16 protein-coding genes are annotated in these 15,567 nt (G+C 50.5%); 14 read left to right on the forward strand and 2 right to left on the reverse strand.

Annotated elements, in window-relative coordinates:
* Positions 1-15: 15 nt before the first annotated feature.
* A complete protein-coding gene (locus tag K3G25_RS13300; protein ID WP_017418907.1) occupies positions 16-906 on the reverse strand; it encodes a LysR family transcriptional regulator in 891 nt (296 codons plus the stop codon).
* 151 nt (positions 907-1,057) lie between these two features.
* On the opposite strand from K3G25_RS13300, the gene K3G25_RS13305 reads away from it, so the two are divergent.
* The 10 genes from K3G25_RS13305 (at position 1,058) to K3G25_RS13350 (ending at position 8,942) form a co-directional block, all read left to right on the forward strand.
* The gene (locus tag K3G25_RS13305) at positions 1,058-1,597 is read left to right on the forward strand and encodes a GNAT family N-acetyltransferase (RefSeq protein WP_003151702.1); all 540 of its coding nucleotides are present in this window, start codon (positions 1,058-1,060) and stop codon (positions 1,595-1,597) included.
* On the forward strand, positions 1,594-2,406 hold the full coding sequence (locus K3G25_RS13310) for an amino acid ABC transporter substrate-binding protein (protein WP_014418889.1): 813 nt from the start codon (positions 1,594-1,596) through the stop codon (positions 2,404-2,406). The genes K3G25_RS13305 and K3G25_RS13310 overlap by 4 nt, the downstream gene beginning before the upstream one ends.
* Positions 2,407-2,431: 25 nt before the next feature.
* Entirely contained in the window at positions 2,432-3,244 is an 813-nt protein-coding gene (locus K3G25_RS13315; RefSeq protein WP_014418888.1) for an amino acid ABC transporter substrate-binding protein, read from the forward strand.
* A 22-nt stretch (positions 3,245-3,266) separates the two neighbouring features.
* A complete protein-coding gene (locus tag K3G25_RS13320; protein WP_232489347.1) occupies positions 3,267-3,986 on the forward strand; it encodes an amino acid ABC transporter permease in 720 nt (239 codons plus the stop codon).
* Positions 3,987-4,001: 15 nt separating this feature from the next.
* On the forward strand, positions 4,002-4,709 hold the full coding sequence (locus K3G25_RS13325; protein WP_232489348.1) for an amino acid ABC transporter permease: 708 nt from the start codon (positions 4,002-4,004) through the stop codon (positions 4,707-4,709).
* Complete coding sequence (locus K3G25_RS13330) at positions 4,706-5,485, forward strand: amino acid ABC transporter ATP-binding protein (RefSeq protein WP_014418886.1); 780 nt, start codon at positions 4,706-4,708, stop codon at positions 5,483-5,485. Before K3G25_RS13325 ends, K3G25_RS13330 begins: the two co-directional genes overlap by 4 nt.
* A complete protein-coding gene (locus K3G25_RS13335; RefSeq protein WP_232489349.1) occupies positions 5,482-6,489 on the forward strand; it encodes an LLM class flavin-dependent oxidoreductase in 1,008 nt (335 codons plus the stop codon). The genes K3G25_RS13330 and K3G25_RS13335 overlap by 4 nt, the downstream gene beginning before the upstream one ends.
* Before the next feature lie 11 nt (positions 6,490-6,500).
* Positions 6,501-6,788, forward strand: a complete 288-nt coding sequence (locus K3G25_RS13340; protein WP_029973575.1) for a glutaredoxin family protein — start codon at positions 6,501-6,503, stop codon at positions 6,786-6,788.
* Complete coding sequence (locus K3G25_RS13345; protein ID WP_021494130.1) at positions 6,785-8,113, forward strand: LLM class flavin-dependent oxidoreductase; 1,329 nt, start codon at positions 6,785-6,787, stop codon at positions 8,111-8,113. The genes K3G25_RS13340 and K3G25_RS13345 overlap by 4 nt, the downstream gene beginning before the upstream one ends.
* Before the next feature lie 193 nt (positions 8,114-8,306).
* Complete coding sequence (locus K3G25_RS13350) at positions 8,307-8,942, forward strand: FMN-dependent NADH-azoreductase (RefSeq protein ID WP_012118449.1); 636 nt, start codon at positions 8,307-8,309, stop codon at positions 8,940-8,942.
* A gap of 45 nt (positions 8,943-8,987) precedes the next feature.
* Here K3G25_RS13350 and K3G25_RS13355 read toward each other — a convergent pair whose 3' ends face one another.
* Entirely contained in the window at positions 8,988-10,028 is a 1,041-nt protein-coding gene (locus K3G25_RS13355; RefSeq protein WP_021494129.1) for an oxidoreductase, read from the reverse strand.
* 138 nt (positions 10,029-10,166) lie between these two features.
* On the opposite strand from K3G25_RS13355, the gene csoR reads away from it, so the two are divergent.
* The 4 genes from csoR to K3G25_RS13375 all read left to right on the forward strand — a co-directional run bounded on the left by csoR (position 10,167) and on the right by K3G25_RS13375 (position 15,529).
* A complete protein-coding gene (gene csoR, locus K3G25_RS13360) occupies positions 10,167-10,472 on the forward strand; it encodes a copper-sensing transcriptional repressor CsoR (protein WP_013353610.1) in 306 nt (101 codons plus the stop codon).
* 75 nt (positions 10,473-10,547) lie between these two features.
* On the forward strand, positions 10,548-10,754 hold the full coding sequence (gene copZ / locus K3G25_RS13365; protein ID WP_015240581.1) for a copper chaperone CopZ: 207 nt from the start codon (positions 10,548-10,550) through the stop codon (positions 10,752-10,754).
* A gap of 84 nt (positions 10,755-10,838) precedes the next feature.
* Positions 10,839-13,268 (forward strand): heavy metal translocating P-type ATPase, encoded by a 2,430-nt coding sequence (locus K3G25_RS13370; protein ID WP_173613633.1) that lies wholly within the window; start codon positions 10,839-10,841, stop codon positions 13,266-13,268.
* 149 nt (positions 13,269-13,417) lie between these two features.
* Positions 13,418-15,529 (forward strand): heavy metal translocating P-type ATPase, encoded by a 2,112-nt coding sequence (locus tag K3G25_RS13375; protein WP_100262007.1) that lies wholly within the window; start codon positions 13,418-13,420, stop codon positions 15,527-15,529.
* The last annotated feature ends 38 nt before the right edge of the window (positions 15,530-15,567 follow it).

Genomic DNA, 15,567 nt, shown 5'->3' on the forward strand with positions numbered 1-15,567 from the left:
AAAGCGGGGGTTTTTTTAATGCGGATCACGCTGAAACCGGCCGATGATCCTGCTGATTAAATCTTTTGTGGCGCAGTCAAAATGCTCTTCTTTTTGGTTTGTCAACAGCCCGACCGGTGGTGAAATTGTTAAGTTATTGATCGGAATGACCTTCGTGCCCTCGATCGGTTCTGAGTGCGCCGTCGCCGTAAAGATTGAGACGCCGATATTTTCCCTGACATAGTATTGATGAGCCATGCTGCTGGTCAGCTCCATTTTTCGATAGCGGCTCCCGATGGCACGCTGCAGGTGCTGTTCAATTTGAATCCGGATCGGGCAATTGGCGGGCGTGAAAATCAGGCATTCATTTTCTAAATCCTCGAGATTGACGCTTGCTTTGTCGGCAAGGGGATGTCTGTCTGACACGATGACATTGAGCGAGTCATGGAAAAACGGATCGAAATAATTTTCCAGAATCAGCTCCGGCTCGCCGCATACGGCAAAATCAATGGCGCCCTCCAGCAGTTTGCGGCTGCATGTATTGGCATCATCCACGCTGACATTGACCGACATGTCAGGATAATCATGTAAGAAACCCCGCAGTACGGCAGGGAAGATCAGGCTTGCCGTCGGTTCGGATATGCCGATCTGAATAAGGCCGGCCTGGCCCTGTCTGATGTCGGCCAAAGTATGGTCAAGCACCTCGTATTGCGCGAGAAGCTGCCCGGCCCGCTCATGAAACAGCCGCCCCGCCCTTGTCAGTTTCAGCTTCTTTCCCCGTTCAAACAGCTGCGCGCCTACATCCTGTTCCAGCTGTTTAATCCGCATTGAAATCGTCGGCTGTGAGTAGTTCAGAATTTCGGCGGCCTTATAAAAGCTGCCTGACTGTACGATGGTATGAAACGTTTTAATGGTGCGTAATTCCAACGAAATCCCCTCCCGGCTGTTCATTAATTTTCTTGAACCTTTCCTTTACTTTTTTTGATTAGTCAAATAAATCAGTTTGCTTTATAGTATAAACAATCAAAGCTTAGTAAACAAATTGGAATTATATATTTTTGCGGGGAGAGTGACTTGAATGAGTGAAGACATTTTTCGATTGGCTGAGAAAAAGGATGCGCCGGAGTTTTTAGAGCTGCTGTACAGCGCGTTTCAGCCGATCCGCAATTTGGAGATTGACTGGCCGTCGGCGCGGGCCGACATCGATATGGTAACAGAAAATATTGAAAATCATTCAGCCGTCGTGCTCGAACGGGACGGACGGCTTCTTTCAACAATTACGATCCGTTTTCCGTGGGAGAGTGACACGCCTCCGTCAAAATATCCGTTTGTCTGGTGGTTTGCGACGCTTCCTGAGCTGAAGGGGCAGGGCATCGGCAGCAAACTTTTGACTTATGTGGAAGAACACGTGCTGCGGGATACGCTGAAGGCCCCGGCCATCACGCTCGGCACTTCGGCGCGCAAGCATCCCTGGCTTGTAGATATGTACAGACGGAGGGGGTATGAAGTGTATTTTGAGCAGGAGAAAGACGGAGACATCGGAGTCATGATGAGAAAGGTGCTCATACCGGAGCGGTTTGACGCGTCGCTGTTAGGCACACCGAGCTGGGCGCAATGATAAAAAAACGGATCAGAGCCGGCTGTCTGCTTCTGCTGCTCGGCGTGCTGGCCGGGTGCGGGCAAGGAGAAAGCACAAAAGCGGGGAGCGGCGTGCAGACCGTCATTGTCGGCACGGGAACTGATTTTCCGAACATTGCTTTTATGGATGAAAAAGGCGAGCTGACCGGCTATGACATTGAAGTGATGAAAGCCATTGATAAACAGCTGCCGCAATACAAATTTGTCTTTAAGACGATGGATTTTTCGAATCTGCTCACAAGTCTCGGAAACAGGAAAATTGACGTGATCGCGCACAATATGGCGAAAAATAAGGAACGGGAGAAACGCTTTTTGTATCACAAGATCCCGTATAACTACTCGCCGATGTACATCACGGTGAAGGCGGATAATGACGCGATACACACGCTCCGGGATTTAAAAGGGAAAACCGTCATCGTCGGCGCGACGTCAAACGCGGCGGACTATATGACGGCATACAACAAAACCCACGGCAGCCCGATACATTTGAAATACGCCGGGCAGGGCAGCAATGATACAGCAAACCAAATTGAGACGGGACGCGCTGACGCCACCGTATCCACGCCGTTTGCCGTCGATTTTCAAAATAAGACGCACGCGTTCAAACAAAAAACGGTCGGTGATGTGCTGCTGGATACCGAGGTGTATTTTATGTTCAATAAAAACAGCCAAACCCTGGCGGACGATACGGATCGGGCGATTCAAAAGCTTGAGAAGGACGGCACATTGAAAAGGCTGAGTGAAAAATGGCTCGGCGCGGATTATTCAAAATCAAGTTTCACGAAATAACTGAAGCAGAAAACGGGGCGATCACATGAAAATAAGACTGGCGGTCATGTCATTAACAATTGCCGCAACGGCGGCGTTATCAGCCTGCGGCGCGGGCGGGGAGGCGGCATCAGGCAATCAGAAAAACGTGAAGAACATCACGGTCGGCACGGGAACTCAATTTCCGAATATTTGCTTTATTGATGATGAAGGCAAATTGACGGGCTACGACGTTGAGCTGGTGAAAGAGCTTGACAGGCGCCTGCCGGACTATCGTTTCACTTTTAAAACGATGGATTTCTCCAACCTGCTTGTCAGCCTCGGCCAGCATAAAGTCGATATCGTAGCCCATCAAATGGAGAAAAGCGCCGAACGGGAGAAAAAATTTCTGTTCAATCAAGTCGCGTATAACAACTTCCCGCTGAAAATCACGGTGCTTCAAGAAAACGGGAACATTCACGGCATTGATGACTTGAAAGGGAAGCGGGTCATTACGAGTCCGACGTCAAACGGCGCGCTTGTGCTGAAAAAATGGAATGAAAAACACGGCAGTCCGTTTGAAATCGCTTATGCCGGCCAAGGTTCAAACGATGCGGCCAATCAGCTGAAATCCGGCCGCGCCGATGCGACGATTTCTACGCCGTTTGCCGTCGATTTCCAAAACAAAACGAGCGCGATCAAAGAAAAAACAGTCGGCGGGGTGCTGTCAAATGCCAAAGTGTTCTTTATGTTTAACAAAAATGAACAAACGCTGAGCGATGACATTGATAAAGCCCTGCAGGAAATCATTGATGACGGCACGCTTAAAAAGCTGAGTGAAAAGTGGCTCGGCGCGGATTATTCAAAGGAGCAATATTAAGTGAAAAAGAGAGGGATCGGCAATGGAAAAAGCGTTTATCAGTATGATCGCGTCCTTTGTGCCGACATTGCTCGGGTATTTGCCCGTCACGCTGTATATATTGGCGGTGTCTTTGCTGTTCGGCTTTCTATTGGGGCTGCTTTTGGCGCTGCCCCGCATCTATCGCATTCCCGTTTTGAATCAGTTTGCGAAGCTGTATATCTCTTTTTTCAGAGGAACGCCTATCATGGTGCAGCTGTTCATTGTATTTTACGGCATTCCGGCGCTCACGGCGCTCGCCGGAATTGATACCTCCAAAATGGACCCTTTGTATGCGGCCATCGCCACGTATGCGCTGAGCAGCGCGGCAAGAGCGGCCGAAATCATCAGGGGAGGTGTGAACAGCGTCGACCGCGGGCAGGCGGAGGCGGCGTTCAGCATCGGGCTGAACGGGGGGCAGACATTCCGGCGCATCATTCTGCCGCAGGCGCTTGTGCAGGCCTTTCCCAACATCGGGAATATGGTGATCGGTTTCTTAAAAGATACATCACTCGCTTTTTCGATCGGGGTGATGGATATGTCGGGCAGAGGACAGACCTTGATTACATCGAGCAATCATTCTTTAGAAGTGTATATCTCGCTTTCTGTTCTGTATTATGCGGCCGCCCTTTTATTTGAATGTGTCTTCAGATGGGCCGAAAAACGAATCAAGAAAGATGAGACGCGCCTTGTGACGGTTTTTGACATGAGCGCGCACGGCTGAAAAGGAGGGAGAACAGTGGAGCTGGACATTCCGTTTATCGGCACTGCGATAAAACAAATGGTGAAAACCGTTCCGCTTACATTGGCGATGACGGTCATTCCGATTATCACCGGATTTTTCATAGCTCTCGGCAATATCACGGTGCGTATATTCCGCATCAAATGGCTGCTGGCCTGCTCATCGTTTTACGTGTCTTTTTTCCGCAGCACCCCGGCGATTCTCCATATTATGCTGATTTATTTAGGGGTTCCGCTGATTGCCGATCAATTCAGCCGCGCGTTTCATCTCGGCTGGTCGGCCAATCAGATTCCGGTCGCCGTGTTTGTCATCATGGCACTGTCATTAACGGCAGGCGCTTATATGACGGAAATTCTCCGATCCGGGATCATGGCCGTCGATACAGGGCAGGCGGAGGCGGCATATTCAATCGGCCTGACGCGGGGACAGATGATTCGGCGCGTGGTTCTGCCGCAGGCGTTCATGATATCGCTGCCGAACTTCACCAACATAGGCATCGGCTTTTTGCATACCACTTCCATCGCTGCAATTGTTGCAGTGCCTGAAATTACAGGAACGGCGACGATTGCGGCATCCGATAACTATGCGTTTCTGGAAGCATTTATCGGGGCGGCCGTGATTTATTGGGGATTAACGCTGATTCTCGAAGCTGTAAACAGTCTGGCGGAAAAAAGGGCGGCCAGATATCAAGGAGGCGCATTATGATCGAAATCCGAAACATTCAAAAACATTTTGGCAGTCATCACGTGTTAAAGGGGATCAATTTAAGTGTCCGGAAAGGAGAAGTCGTGACCATCATCGGCCCGAGCGGTTCCGGGAAAACCACTTTTCTGCGCTGCCTTAATTTACTTGAGCGGCCGGATGAGGGCGCCATTTCGCTGCACGGTGAAGTCATTAACTGCAAAAAGCCTGCCAAAAAAGACATTCTCAGACTGAGGAAGCAGACGGCGATGGTTTTTCAGCAATATCATTTGTTTTCGCATAAAACGGCAATTCAAAATGTCATGGAAGGCCTGACGGTCGCAAGGAAAATGAAAAAAACAGATGCGTACGCCATTGCCGAGCGGGAACTGGCCAAGGTGGGGCTTCAGGATAAATTGCACGCCTATCCGAATCAGCTATCGGGAGGACAGAAGCAGCGGGTCGGAATTGCCCGGGCGCTTGCCATTCATCCTGATGTGATGCTGTTTGACGAACCGACCGCAGCCCTTGATCCGGAGCTTGTCGGCGAGGTGCTCGATGTGATGCTTAACATTGTGCGGACCGGCGCCACCATGATCATTGTCACACATGAAATGGAATTCGCCAGAAGAGTGTCCGACCAAATTGTGTTTATGGATGAAGGAGCAATCGTGGAACAAGGAACGCCTGAGGAAGTCTTTTACAAGACGAAAAAAGAAAGAACGAAGAAGTTCCTCCGCCGCGTGCTGCCTGATTACGGTTATGACATAAAAGAGCGCATAAAGGAGCCTGTCGTATGATTCGTTTAAGCATTTTAGACCAAAGTGTCACCGCGGAAAACCAAACCGCAGAAGAAGCCTTGCGGCAAACGGTGAAATTGGCTCAGGAGGCCGAACAATACGGATATGACCGTTTCTGGGCGGCGGAGCATCATAACAATGAAGAGATAGCAGGATCAGCTCCGGAAATTGTTCTGGGGTATCTTGCCGCAAGCACGAAAAAAATCCGTCTCGCATCCGGCGGGGTGATGCTGCAGCATTACAGTCCTTATAAAGTGGCGGAGCAGTTCCGGGTTCTGTCCGCCCTTGCTCCCGGCCGTGTGGCGCTCGGTGTCGGCAAAGCGCCCGGCGGATTTCAGCTGTCAACCGATGCGCTGCAGCGGGAGCTTATTCAGCCCGCCCGTTTATTTGAAGAAAAGCTTGAGGAGCTGACTCATTTCATCCGAAATGATTTTCCGGACTCGCACCGCTACGCGTCATTGCGGCCGGCGCCGCATACTGAGTATGCGCCTGACATCTTTTTGCTCGGCGGCAGCACGGAAAGCGCGATATCCGCGGCCAAACTCGGCATTTCCTTCGTTTTCGCCTATTTCATAAACGGTGAAGAGGCTGCGTTAGAAAAAGCGCGCCACGCCTTTGACGAGCATCTGCCGAAAGGGTCGAAGGCGGAATTTCACCTTGCGCCGATGGTATTTACCGCGCATACAAAAGCAGAAGCGGAAAAACACGTGGTATCGCGTGAGTCGGTCAAAATCATTCTCGAAGACGGCAAAAAGGTGAATGTCGGTTCCCGGGAACAAGCGGCAGCGTTTCTTGAACAAGTCACGCAGCCATATAAGCTGATTACACAAAAGACGGGTGTGATTGCCGGGACAAAAGAAGAGACCGCCGCCGAGCTGCGACGATTATCCGTTCAATACAGCATTACTGATTTTGTGATTTTGTCGCCTATCAAAAACGCTGAGGAAAAACGATTGTCTTACCGGCTGTTAAGCGAAGCGGTGCAGCCGGTAAGACAATTATAGGAGGGATGAACATGAGTCATGAAGTAAACGTAGTGGTCTGGAGCAAACAGGGCTGCTCCTATTGCGATGAAGTGAAAGGATACTTGCGGGGAAAAGCCGTGGCATACGAAACAATTGATGTGACAGAGCGGGATGAATTGCGCGACGTGCTGCAGACGAAGTACGGCATCCGTCATGTCCCCGTCGTTGAAATCGGCAGCGGTGACAGCCGTGTGTATCAGGCCGTTACTCAAGTCGGCATTGAACATGTAGAACGGGCGCTTGCCGATTACGAGGGGAAAAAGGGGGAGAGAAAATGAGCCGGACGGATCTTATTCAATTCGGAGCCATGATTCACGGTGTCGGCGGCACAACGGACGGCTGGCGTCATCCCGACGCCGATCCGACAGCAAGCACGAATGCGGCGTTTTACAGGCAAAAAGCGCAGACTGCTGAAAGAGGGCTGTTCAGCTTTGCTTTTATTGCGGACGGCTTGTTCATTTCTGAAAAGTCCATCCCGCATTTCTTAAATCGGTTTGAGCCGATCACTATTTTATCGGCGCTTGCCGCCTCTACAACCCATCTTGGTTTAATCGGCACATTTTCCACATCGTTCACTGAGCCGTTCACCATCGCAAGACAGCTGATGTCTCTTGACCATATCAGCGGCGGCCGGGCGGGCTGGAATCTCGTCACCTCTCCGCAGGCGGGAGCCGCGCGCAATCACAGCAAAGAAAGCCTTCCCGACCACAGCCGGCGCTATGCCATCGCCCAGGAACATGTGGACGTGGTGCGCGGTCTGTGGAATTCCTGGGAAGAAGATGCCTTCGTCCGCAACAAAGAAACCGGGCAGTTTTTTGACCCTGACAAACTGCATCGCCTGTATCACAAAGGCGAGTATTTTCAAGTGGAGGGCCCGCTGAATATCGGCCGGTCCAAACAGGGAGAGCCGGTCGTTTTCCAAGCGGGGTCTTCAGAAACCGGCCGGTCGTTTGCCGCGAGGAATGCAGATGCAGTCTTTACGCACTCCAATTCACTTGAGGAAACGAAAGCTTTTTATGATGATGTGAAGAAGCGGGCGGCGGATTACGGCCGGGACGCTTCCAAGCTGCGGATCTTTCCGGGAATCAGTCCGATTATAGCCGGCTCACAAGAAGAAGCGGAAGCGAAATACCAAGAATTCGCCGAGCTGATTCCGATAGAGAACGCTGTTAAATATGTGGCCAGATTCTTTGACGATTATGATCTGAGCCGTTTTCCGCTGGATGAGCCGTTTCCTGATTTGGGCGACGTCGGGAAAAACGCGTTTCAAAGCACGACAGACCGTATCAAAAGAGAGGCGAAAGCCCGGAATCTTACGCTGCGTCAAGTGGCGCGCGAAGCCGCGTTTCCGCGAACCCATTTTATCGGCACACCGGAACGTGTGGCGTCATTAATTGAAACATGGTTTCAGCGCGAAGCGGCGGACGGGTTTATCATTCACTCTGACATCCCCGGCATGCTTGAAGCCTTTGTGGATCAAGTCATACCGATCCTTCAGGAAAAGGGGCTGTACCGAAAAAGCTATCCGGCCGATACACTGCGGGGGAATCTCGGATTGGATATTCCGGCCTGCAGACCCAATCCGATTTTGAGCAGAAACTGAGGTTTCTGCTTTTTCTGCTGCTTGCCATTCCCGTCATTACAGCCTTTTCAAAAAAATATACTGATTTCGAGATATTATTGTTGCTAAATGATTTTTTTGTAACTATAATTATTACAGAACTGATCAGTATAAAAAAACATTCATATTTCATAATAAATGTGTGTGTAATCTGAAAACGAAAGGGCTGTTTATAATGGCAAAAGTACTTTATATCACTGCTCATCCTCATGATGAAAAGACATCTTACAGCATGGCGACAGGAAAAGCGTTTATCGATTCTTATAAAGAATCAAACCCGAATGATGAGGTTGTACATATCGACCTTTACAAAGAGAACATTCCTCATATCGACGCGGATGTATTCAGCGGCTGGGGAAAACTTCAATCCGGCACAGGTTTTGAAGAGCTTTCTGAAAACGAAAAGGCGAAAGTCGGCCGTCTGAACGAGCTGAGCGATCAATTCGCGGCAGCTGACAAATACGTATTCGTCACACCGCTTTGGAACTTCTCATTCCCGCCGGTTATGAAAGCGTACCTTGATTCCGTTGCTGTAGCCGGAAAATCATTCAAATATACAGAGCAAGGCCCGATCGGTCTGTTGACAGACAAAAAAGCGCTCCACATTCAGGCGCGCGGAGGCTATTACTCTGAAGGACCGGCGGCTGACATGGAAATGGGCCACCGTTACATCGGCATCATGATGAACTTCTTCGGCGTTCCTTCTTTCGACGGATTAATCGTTGAAGGCCATAATGCTGAACCGAATAAAGCACAGCAAATTAAAGAAGATGCGATTGCCCGCGCGAAAGAAGCCGGAAAATCATTCTGATCTTAAAAAAACCTCCCAGCTGACACGGCTGGGAGGTTTTTCATATTAAAGGGCAATCGTCCGTTTTTGTTCGCTGCTTTTCATCGCCGCTTCAATAACACGGATGACATCGATGCCTTCTTTTGCCGTAACGGGAAGCGGTTTTCCGTTTAAGATGCTGTCTGCCAGCAGTTTGTAGTACGTAAGGTAAGAGCCGTTCTCAGAGGGGATTGTTTCTGTATGCCGTTTTTCATCCGCTGCGGTTGTCAGCTCTCCGAAGTTGTCAGGATCATCGGCGCCCCAGCTCTCGTCAACCGGCTTTTTGCCCGCTGAAAGCGCATCTTCCTGTCCATCCATTCCGTATTTGATAAAGCTTGCATTCCGTCCGTGAATCTGATAGCGCGGGCCGCTTGCCGCATTCATGGAGCCGGATTGAAGGATGACCTGAAGCTTGCCGTAATGGAGCGCGGCCAGAAAATTATCAACGGTTTCGCTGTTGTCCCGCTGCTTCATCACATGTGCGGTGACGGATTCCGGCATTCCGAAAAGCAGAAGTGTCTGGTCAATAATATGTGAACCGAGATCATACAGCGTTCCCGTGGCGGGTCCGTTCTTTTCGCGCCATTTTTCCTGTACAACCGGGTTGTATAGATCGTAGTTGACTTGATATGTATGAATGTCTTGAAGCGCCCCGTCCCGAATCAGCTTTTGTATCGTTAAAAAGTCATTGTCCCACCGCCGGTTGTGGTACACGCTCAGTAAGACGCCTTTATCTTCAGCCGTTCTTCTCAGTTCCTCCGCTTCTGCTGAAGTCGCCGTCATCGGTTTTTCCACGACGGTGTGTTTTCCCGCCAGTAGACATTTCATCGCTGATTCATAATGCATTCCGCTCGGTGTCGTGACGATGACGAGGTCAATGTCAGGATCACCGGTAATGTCTTCAATCGCGCGCACGGCTTCAGCCCCCGGCAGATCACGTTTGACCTCCTCCGTTCTGGACGTCATGACTTTTTTGATCTGATAATCATCAAGGACGTCCAAAAGCGGCGCATGAAAGACTTTACCCGACAAACCATATCCCAATATGCCAACCTGTATCGTTTTCAATGAATTTCCCCCTCTTGATATGTGATAACAATATATACCCCGCGGGTGTACTGGTAAAACTTGTGTGTTGAAAATTTTTTACACCGGATTTTCAAGTCTGTATAATGAAGATAACGAAGAAAAAAACCGAGGTGGAAAATGGACAAACATACCGAGCATCAATCGTTAAATCATAAAAGCGCCAAAGAAAAAGACCAGATCCTGAACCGGCTGAAACGGATTGAAGGCCAGGTCAGGGGCATTCAGAATATGGTGGAGAACGAACGATACTGCGTGGATATTCTTGTGCAGATTTCAGCCGTACAGGCAGCCATGCAGAAAGTCGCGTTTCATCTGCTGGAAGATCACGCCCATCACTGCGTAGCCGGCGCCATTGAGAGCGGAAACGGGGAGCAGGCGATTGCCGAGCTGCTTGACGTTGTGAAAAAAATCGCAAAATCGTAAAATAAAATGTTTTGAAATACCCTACAGGGGTATGGTAACATGAAGAAGAAAAAACAAGACGTGGAGGGAATCATCATGGAACAAAAAACACTGCAAGTCGAAGGCATGTCCTGTCAGCACTGCGTCAAAGCAGTAGAGACCGGAGTAGGAGAACTGAACGGAGTGACGGCGGTTCAGGTGAAATTGGAAGCCGGACAGGTGGATGTGACGTTTGATGAGAACAAAGTCTCCGTATCAGATATAAAAGACGCGATTGAAGATCAAGGTTATGACGTCGTATAGGATTTATCGCGCTGCGGAAACGGGCGCGGTTTTCTTTTATCATAATTATACCCCCCCTGGGGTTTATGAAGAGAGATGAGGACATTGAGTGAACCGAAAGAAATGACCATTCAAGTGGGGGGCATGACATGCGCCGCCTGCGCTTCAAGAATTGAAAAAGGGCTGAAACGGATGGACGGCGTCAATGACGCTTCCGTCAATCTTGCGCTTGAGACTTCAAACATTTCCTATCACCCTGACAAAATCGAAGCAAGCGCCATAAAAGGAAAAATTGAAAAACTCGGCTATCACGTCGTGACGGAAAAAGCCGAGTTTCAGATTGAAGGCATGACGTGCGCCGCTTGCGCCAACCGGATTGAAAAGCGCCTGAACAAAATAGGGGGAGTTGACAGCGCACCGGTGAATTTCGCACTGGAAACAGTCACCGTTGAATACAATCCGAAAGAGGTGACACCGAAAGAGCTGAAAGAGACCGTGGCAAAACTCGGCTACAGATTAGACGAGAAGAAAGCGGTTGATGGAGACGGCGGATTATCCCAAAAGGAGAAAGAGCAGCGAAAACAGCTGATCAGGCTGATATTTTCTGCCGTTCTCTCCTTTCCGCTTCTATGGTCGATGGTCAGCCATTTTTCTTTTACTTCTTTTATCTGGATGCCGGATATCCTGATGAATCCGTGGCTGCAATTCGCGCTTGCCACCCCGGTGCAGCTCGTCATCGGCTGGCCTTTTTATACGGGAGCGTACAAGGCGCTGAGAAACAAAAGCGCCAATATGGATGTTCTCGTTGCGCTCGGAACGACGGCCGCTTACGCATACAGCCTGTACATGACGATTGCGTCTCTCGGACGAGACGGACATGTTGAGGGGCTTTATTATGAAACGAGCGCCATTTTGCTGACTTTGATTTTGCTTGGAAAGCTTTTAGAGATGAAAGCGAAAGGCCGCTCATCAGAAGCGATTAAAAAGTTAATGAAGCTTCAGGCGAAGACGGCGGCGGTTGAGCGGGACGGCAAAGTTCAGGTGATTCCGATTGATGAGGTCCGGACGGGGGACATCGTATACGTGAAACCGGGAGAACGCGTCCCTGTCGATGGCGAAGTGATTGAAGGCCATTCCGCAATTGATGAATCGATGATTACGGGAGAGAGCATGCCTGTCGATAAGTCTCCCGGAAGCACCGTCACCGGGGCGACGATCAATGCAAACGGCTTTCTCAAAATCAGAGCGGTGAATGTCGGGAAAGATACCGCGCTTGCACACATTATAAAAATCGTGGAAGAAGCCCAAGGATCAAAAGCCCCCATTCAGCGGCTCGCGGATCACATTTCAGGCATTTTCGTCCCGATTGTGCTGGGGCTGGCCGTGCTGACTTTTCTCATTTGGTATGTATGGGCCGCGCCGGGACAGTTTTCTGAAGCGATCGGCAAATTCATCGCCGTGCTTGTCATTGCCTGTCCGTGCGCACTCGGGCTCGCCACTCCGACGAGCATTATGGCGGGCTCCGGCCGCGCAGCTGAATTCGGCATTCTTTTTAAAGGCGGAGAGCATTTAGAAAAAACACAGCGTCTGACGACAATCGTACTGGATAAAACAGGAACGGTGACAAACGGCAGACCTGTTCTGACAGACGCCGTGCCGGCAGAGGGAATGAACGAAGAGGAACTCCTGCGGCTGGCGGCGGCCGCCGAAACGGGATCAGAGCACCCGCTTGGAGAAGCCATCGTGTCAGGAGCCGAAAAACGGGGGATTGCCATCCCGAAAATCACCCGGTTCCAAGCCCGGATCGGTTCCGGAATATACGCCGAGGCTGACGGCAGAACGATTCTAGCCGGATCAAGACGGCTGATGGAATCAGAACACATTGAACATGAGGCGCTGCTTCCGCAAATGGCCCGCTTGGAGGCGGAAGGAAAAACGGTGATGCTTATTGCGGCAGACGGCAAAGCGGCGGGGCTTATCGCAGTCGCCGATACAATCAAAGAAACATCTCCGGCCGCGGTGAAACGCCTGAATGATATGGGGCTTGACGTCATCATGATGACCGGTGACAACAAAAAGACCGCGGAAGCCATTGCAAAAGCCGCGGGCATCGGCAGCGTGATCGCCGAAGTGCTTCCCGAACAAAAGGCGGCGGAAATTTCCCGGCTGCAAAAAGAAGGCCGGCGCGTGGCGATGGTCGGTGACGGCATCAATGATGCTCCGGCGCTGGCTGTGGCCGATATCGGAATGGCCATCGGCACCGGCACAGATATCGCAATGGAAGCGGCGGATATTACGCTGATCCGCGGTGACCTGAACGGCATTGCCGACGCCATCGGCATGAGCAGGCTGACCATGAGAAACATCAAGCAGAATTTAGGCTGGGCATTGGGATACAACAGCATCGGCATTCCGATTGCGGCGTCCGGCTTTCTGGCCCCGTGGGTGGCAGGCGCTGCCATGGCGTTCAGCTCAGTATCGGTCGTGCTTAATGCTTTGCGTTTACAGAAGGTGAAAAAAGACAAAATGGGCTGATGCCTGTTTTGTCTTTTTTATTGACACTTTATTCAAAGCCTGCATATAATAGAGAAAACACATATATGAGTATATGTTCATATATATAAATTCGTTTAGCTGTATTGATGTTATGGGAATCCTATTACGGAAAGTAGGGTGAGTCGAAAATGAAAGCAGCCAAAGGTGAATTTGTTTTAGACGGACTTGATTGCAGCAACTGTGCAAAAAAAATAGAAAACGGCGTAAAAGCCATTGACGGCATAGACGGCTGTGCTGTCAATTTTGCGGCAAGCACCATCACGGTCTCAGCCGGCGGCAAAAACGAGCAATGGATGAAAGACGAAGTCGCGAAAAAAGTAAAGTCCATTGATCCTCATGTGACCGTCCGTGCGAAACATGAAGATAAACCCGGCGAGAATGAATACCGCAAAAAGCTGCAGCTGATGTTAGTGAGGCTGGCAGCGGGAGCCGTTTTGGCCGTCATCGCTTACTTCGCGCACACGGGCGCCGTCCTTGAGTTTCTGCTCTTTTTTGCTTCATATTTGATCATCGGCGGCGATATCGTAGCCAGAGCGGGAAAAAACATTGTCCGCGGCCAGGTATTTGATGAGCATTTTCTGATGGCGCTTGCCACGATCGGCGCATTTGTGATTCATCAGTATCCGGAAGGCGTCGCGGTCATGCTGTTCTACCAAATCGGTGAATTGTTTCAGGGAGCGGCCGTCAGCCGATCCAGAAAATCGATCAGCGCGTTATTGGACATCCGTCCTGAGTACGCCAATGTGAAAACGGAAAACGGCATGACTGCCGTTCCGCCGCAGGACGTCAAAGTCGGACAGGTCATCGTCGTGAATCCCGGAGAACGGATTCCGCTGGACGGAAAGGTGCTGAGCGGTTCTTCGATGGTTGATACATCCGCTTTAACGGGCGAATCCGTGCCGAGAAAAGCGGAGCCGGGGCAAGATGTGATGGCCGGATTTATGAATCAGAACGGCGTGCTTCATATTGAAACCTCTAAAGGATATGAAGACTCTGCCGTGTCAAAAATATTGGATCTGGTCGAAAATGCGGCCGGACGTAAAGCGAAAACGGAAAACTTTATTACGAAGTTTGCAAAGTATTATACACCGGCCGTTGTCATTGTTGCGGTGCTTCTCGCCTTTTTACCGCCGCTTCTCGTGCCTTCAGCCGCGCTATCCGACTGGGTGTACCGCGCGCTGATTTTCCTTGTGATTTCTTGTCCGTGCGCACTCGTCGTCTCCATTCCGCTCGGGTTTTTCGGCGGTATCGGAGCTGCGTCTAAAGCAGGGGTGCTCGTGAAAGGCAGCAACTATTTAGAAGCGCTCAATCAGGTGGCATACGCCGTGTTTGATAAAACGGGAACCTTAACGAAAGGCAATTTCGCCGTTACTGATATCAAACCGGCGGCGGGGTTTACAAAAGACAGCCTGCTTCATGCGGCCGCGCTTGCGGAAGTCCATTCCAATCATCCGATTGCTTCTTCCATCCGTGAAGCTTACAATCAACCGCTCGCGGCAGACGAGATTGAAGAATATGAAGAAATACCCGGACACGGCATTCGGGTGAAAACCGGCGGATCAACGATTTTGGCCGGAAATCAAAAACTGATGGCAAAAGAACAAATCGCTTCGGGCACAGCTGAAAACAACGGAACCGTCGTCTATGTCGCCGTTGATCAGCGGTATGCGGGGGCGATCGTGATCGCCGACGAAATCAAAGAGGACGCCAAACAGGCCATTGCCAATTTAAAAGCGCTCGGCGTGAAGCGGACAGTGATGCTGACGGGTGATTCAAAGCAGACCGGAGAAGCTGTCGGCCGAGAGCTCGGTATTGATGACGTGTACACAGAGCTTTTGCCGGGTGACAAGGTAGACCGCGTCGAAGAACTTGAAGCGGCGCTTGCACCGAATGAAAAACTGATGTTTGTCGGCGACGGGATTAATGATACGCCTGTGCTTGCCAGAGCTGACATCGGAGCTGCCATGGGGGCTCTCGGCTCTGATGCCGCCGTCGAAGCGGCCGATGTCGTCCTGATGACAGACCAGCCGTCAAAAGCAGCCGAAGCCATCCGGATTGCACGCCGCACACGCCGGATCGTCTGGCAGAACATCGGATTTGCTTTAGGCGTAAAAATCATTTTTCTCCTGCTTGGCGCATTCGGATTTGCCACCATGTGGGAAGCGGTCTTTTCAGATGTAGGCGTCACGCTGATCGCTGTTGCCAACGCGATGCGCGTCATGAGAGTGAAAGCGGAATAATTGTCAAAGATAATTCGTTTTTCAGGGTTTTCTTAAAC

The organism is Bacillus sp. FCW2 (assembly GCF_021228595.1).
In the GTDB taxonomy this organism is placed as follows: Bacteria; Bacillota; Bacilli; order Bacillales; family Bacillaceae; genus Bacillus; species Bacillus velezensis.

Coding starts and splice junctions, on each gene's coding strand:
- K3G25_RS13305 (WP_003151702.1), top strand. CDS start 1,058: ATGAGTGAAGACATTTTTCGATTGGCTGAGAAAAAGGATGCGCCGGAG.
- K3G25_RS13310 (WP_014418889.1), top strand. CDS start 1,594: ATGATAAAAAAACGGATCAGAGCCGGCTGTCTGCTTCTGCTGCTCGGC.
- K3G25_RS13315 (WP_014418888.1), top strand. CDS start 2,432: ATGAAAATAAGACTGGCGGTCATGTCATTAACAATTGCCGCAACGGCG.
- K3G25_RS13320 (WP_232489347.1), top strand. CDS start 3,267: ATGGAAAAAGCGTTTATCAGTATGATCGCGTCCTTTGTGCCGACATTG.
- K3G25_RS13330 (WP_014418886.1), top strand. CDS start 4,706: ATGATCGAAATCCGAAACATTCAAAAACATTTTGGCAGTCATCACGTG.
- K3G25_RS13335 (WP_232489349.1), top strand. CDS start 5,482: ATGATTCGTTTAAGCATTTTAGACCAAAGTGTCACCGCGGAAAACCAA.
- K3G25_RS13340 (WP_029973575.1), top strand. CDS start 6,501: ATGAGTCATGAAGTAAACGTAGTGGTCTGGAGCAAACAGGGCTGCTCC.
- K3G25_RS13345 (WP_021494130.1), top strand. CDS start 6,785: ATGAGCCGGACGGATCTTATTCAATTCGGAGCCATGATTCACGGTGTC.
- K3G25_RS13350 (WP_012118449.1), top strand. CDS start 8,307: ATGGCAAAAGTACTTTATATCACTGCTCATCCTCATGATGAAAAGACA.
- csoR (WP_013353610.1), top strand. CDS start 10,167: ATGGACAAACATACCGAGCATCAATCGTTAAATCATAAAAGCGCCAAA.
- copZ (WP_015240581.1), top strand. CDS start 10,548: ATGGAACAAAAAACACTGCAAGTCGAAGGCATGTCCTGTCAGCACTGC.
- K3G25_RS13375 (WP_100262007.1), top strand. CDS start 13,418: ATGAAAGCAGCCAAAGGTGAATTTGTTTTAGACGGACTTGATTGCAGC.